Genomic DNA, 3066 nt, shown 5'->3' on the forward strand with positions numbered 1-3066 from the left:
GAAGCAGAGATGATGACCGTATCGGATGGTTTCAGTTTGATGTGTCTGTGCTCATCCGTTGCCATACGGTTCAGCGCAGCCATGGTCTCCCCTTGTGAGCCTGTAGTGACGATGAGCACTTCATGGTCAGCGTATTTGGGCACTTCGTGTACTTCGATGAAGTGTCTGTCTTCAATGTCTACAAATCCAAGCGCGCGGTTCGTCTCGACGTTTCGTTCCATAGAGCGGCCGATCACACAGATCTTTCTGCCGTGTGTTACTGCTCTTTGCATTGCCTGGAAGATACGGTGGACATTGGAGGAGAAGGTGGACATGATCACTCTTCCTTTGGCAAGGTCAAAAAGCGTATCAAATGTTTTTCCGACCACTTTTTCACTTTTGGTAAAGCCAGGGTTGTGAGAGTTCGTAGAGTCAGAGAAAAGACAAAGCACCCCTTTGGCCCCATAATAGGCATAACGGTGCAGGTCCATCGTGTGGCCGTCCACCGGTGTATGGTCTATCTTAAAGTCCGCAGTGTGCATGATCGTTCCTGCAGGCGTTTCAATAGCAAGGGAACAGGCATCGATGATGGAGTGTGTATTGTGCAGCCATTCTATCTGCATATCACCGATCTGATACTGATTCCTGAGTGTCACAAAATTGAAATACTTTGTGTGTGCCGCCAATCCGTGTTCGTTGAACTTGTTCTCTATCATGGCAAGCGCAAGCGGTGTACCATAGATAGGGAATTGGAGTTCTTTGAACAGATAAGGCATCGCACCGATGTGGTCTTCATGTCCATGGGTGATAATCACATAGACGTCCTTTTGACCTTTAAGTGTATGCAGATAAGAGAAATCAGGTACCAGGATATCGACACCGTGCATCGTCTCATCCGGGAAGCTCATACCCACATCGATGACGATAGCCGTGGTCTCTGTCTCAAGTACGGCCATGTTCCCGCCGATCTCGCCAAGGCCGCCAAGCGGGGTAAATCGTACCTTGCCCTTGCTGGACATATCGATCTGCTTCCATGGATTCATTTGTGCGTCTCTTACGCGTGCATTCTCTTCAAGGGAAGCTCTCATCGCCTCATTCACCGTGGTAACATTTTTTCTTTTACTTCTGTTCTTGCTTCCTCCGCCACTGCGGCCCGGCTTGTTCGGTTTTGGTTTGTTCCCGGCCTGTTTCTCTCCGGCTTCAGCATTTTGGTTCCTGCTGGGGTTGGGTTTTCTGCCCGGGTGAGGTTTTCTGTTGGGGTTCGGTCTGCTTCCTGCCTGTTTCTCTCCGGCTTCAGTACTTTGGTTCCTGTTGGGGTTCGGCTTTCTGTTCGGGTGAGGTTTTCTGTTCGGGTTCGGTCTGTTCCTTTCCTGTGCCGTTTCCTCTTGCGTGCCTAGCGGCTTGCTTCCGGTATTTTGTCTATGTGGGTTCGGTCTTCTATCTCTGGGAGTTCTTTGCCCTTGATTTTGAGTGTTTTCTTTGTTCTGATCGTTGTTTTCCATCTAAATAATCCTTTAATTCATTATATATGTGATGATAAATAGATGTCCCAGCTTCATGAGGTCGCAAGTTGGAATCAAGTTCCAGCTTTTCAAAAGTGTTGTGTACCATATCTTTAGAAAAAACAGCTGTCAGATTTTTAGAAAGTTTTTTACGCGGCTGCGCAAATGCGATCTTTAGGAACGCTTCAAACTTCTCGTCATCCAATGACTGATTTTTCTCTATTAAAAGCACGGCAGAAGTGACGTTCGGAGGAGGGACAAATGCTTCGGGCTCAACTTCGAAACAGAGTGTCGCTTTTCCTGCGCTTGCAGCAAGGACAGAAAGGGCTGAAAACTCTTTCTGTCCGACACTTGCTGCAAACTTCTCGGCAACTTCTTTTTGAACCATCACCAGTATGGACCGGCAGTGTTCATCTTTCAATGCTTTTAAGATGATATTGGTCGCGATATAGTAGGGCAGGTTGGCTACCAAATGATAAGGCTCATCCAGCAGGCTTCCTGACTCCCAACGCTCAAGCACATCTCCGCACCGTAGTTCGAATCGCCCTTTGTGGATAGGTTCTTCAAATTCGGCGGTAAGATGCTCACATAATCTTTTATCAACCTCAAATGCTGTGACATTTCGAACTTTTACAAGTTCTTTGGTTAAATCACCTAAGCCAGGCCCAATCTCTGCGACTCTGAGGTCGTCATTGGGCATCGCTTGGATGATTTTGTGAAGATAGATATCATTCTTTAAAAAATTCTGACCAAATTTCTTACTGGCGAATTCGGCTAAATTTTTAATAATCATACTATAATCTACCTTTATACTTCATACTAATCCCGTGTTTGGGATAATTTTTGTATAATCTTATCATAAATAACTGCATTTTATACAAATGTTGTCTCGGTGTCTAACTTGGAGAACGACAGATGCCAGGATAATTTGCCTATGAGGTTCCTGTGCCAGACACGGGAATGATGAAAGAGAAAGTTATAAATTTAATAAAAAAGATGAATAGATGGATTATTTTGCAAAACGTATCATTCCCTGTCTGGATGTAGATAACGGGCGGGTAGTGAAAGGTGTGAACTTTGTCGGTTTGCGTGATGCAGGTGACCCTGTAGAGGTAGCGAAGCGCTACAATGAAGAGGGTGCGGATGAAATTACGTTCCTGGACATCGGTGCAAGCCATGAAGGCCGTGATACCATTGTCGACGTGGTGAAGAAGGTGGCACAGGAGGTCTTTATTCCCTTGACCGTGGGAGGAGGGATCAGAGAACTTTCGGATATCTACAGTCTTCTGAATGTGGGGTGTGACAAAGTGAGTGTGAATTCTGCTGCGATCAAACGGCCGGCATTCATCGAAGAGGGAGCAAAACGGTTCGGATCGCAGTGCATCGTCGTGGCGATCGATGCGAAAAGAGTGGGAGAGGACCGTTGGCATGTCTTTACCCACGGCGGGCGTAACGATACCGGTATCGATGCACTCGAATGGGCCAAAGAAGCCTGTGACAGAGGAGCGGGCGAGCTGCTTGTTACCTCTATGGATGCGGATGGAACGAAAGCAGGATTTGACAATGCCTTGAACAGAAAGATCAG

3 protein-coding genes are annotated in these 3066 nt (G+C 46.7%); 1 reads left to right on the forward strand and 2 read right to left on the reverse strand.

Annotation, left to right across the window (positions count from 1 at the left end; translation table 11 throughout):
• Both VIM88_RS05070 and rsmA read right to left on the reverse strand, forming a co-directional pair.
• A partial coding sequence (locus VIM88_RS05070; RefSeq protein WP_331861799.1) for a ribonuclease J occupies window positions 1–1481 on the reverse strand: 1481 nt, incomplete at its 3' end.
• Window positions 1417–2274 carry a 16S rRNA (adenine(1518)-N(6)/adenine(1519)-N(6))-dimethyltransferase RsmA gene (gene rsmA / locus VIM88_RS05075; RefSeq protein ID WP_331861800.1) on the reverse strand — a complete coding sequence of 286 codons (858 nt, stop codon included), beginning with the start codon at window positions 2272–2274 and terminating at the stop codon, window positions 1417–1419. The genes rsmA and VIM88_RS05070, both read right to left, overlap by 65 nt.
• 211 nt (window positions 2275–2485) lie before the next feature.
• On the opposite strand from rsmA, the gene hisF reads away from it, so the two are divergent.
• A partial coding sequence (gene hisF / locus VIM88_RS05080) for an imidazole glycerol phosphate synthase subunit HisF (protein WP_331861801.1) occupies window positions 2486–3066 on the forward strand: 581 nt, incomplete at its 3' end.

The sequence above is a fragment of the Sulfurovum sp. genome, assembly GCF_036568385.1.
Taxonomy (GTDB): domain Bacteria; phylum Campylobacterota; class Campylobacteria; order Campylobacterales; family Sulfurovaceae; genus Sulfurovum.

Coding starts and splice junctions, on each gene's coding strand:
- rsmA (WP_331861800.1), bottom strand. CDS start 2,274: ATGATTATTAAAAATTTAGCCGAATTCGCCAGTAAGAAATTTGGTCAG.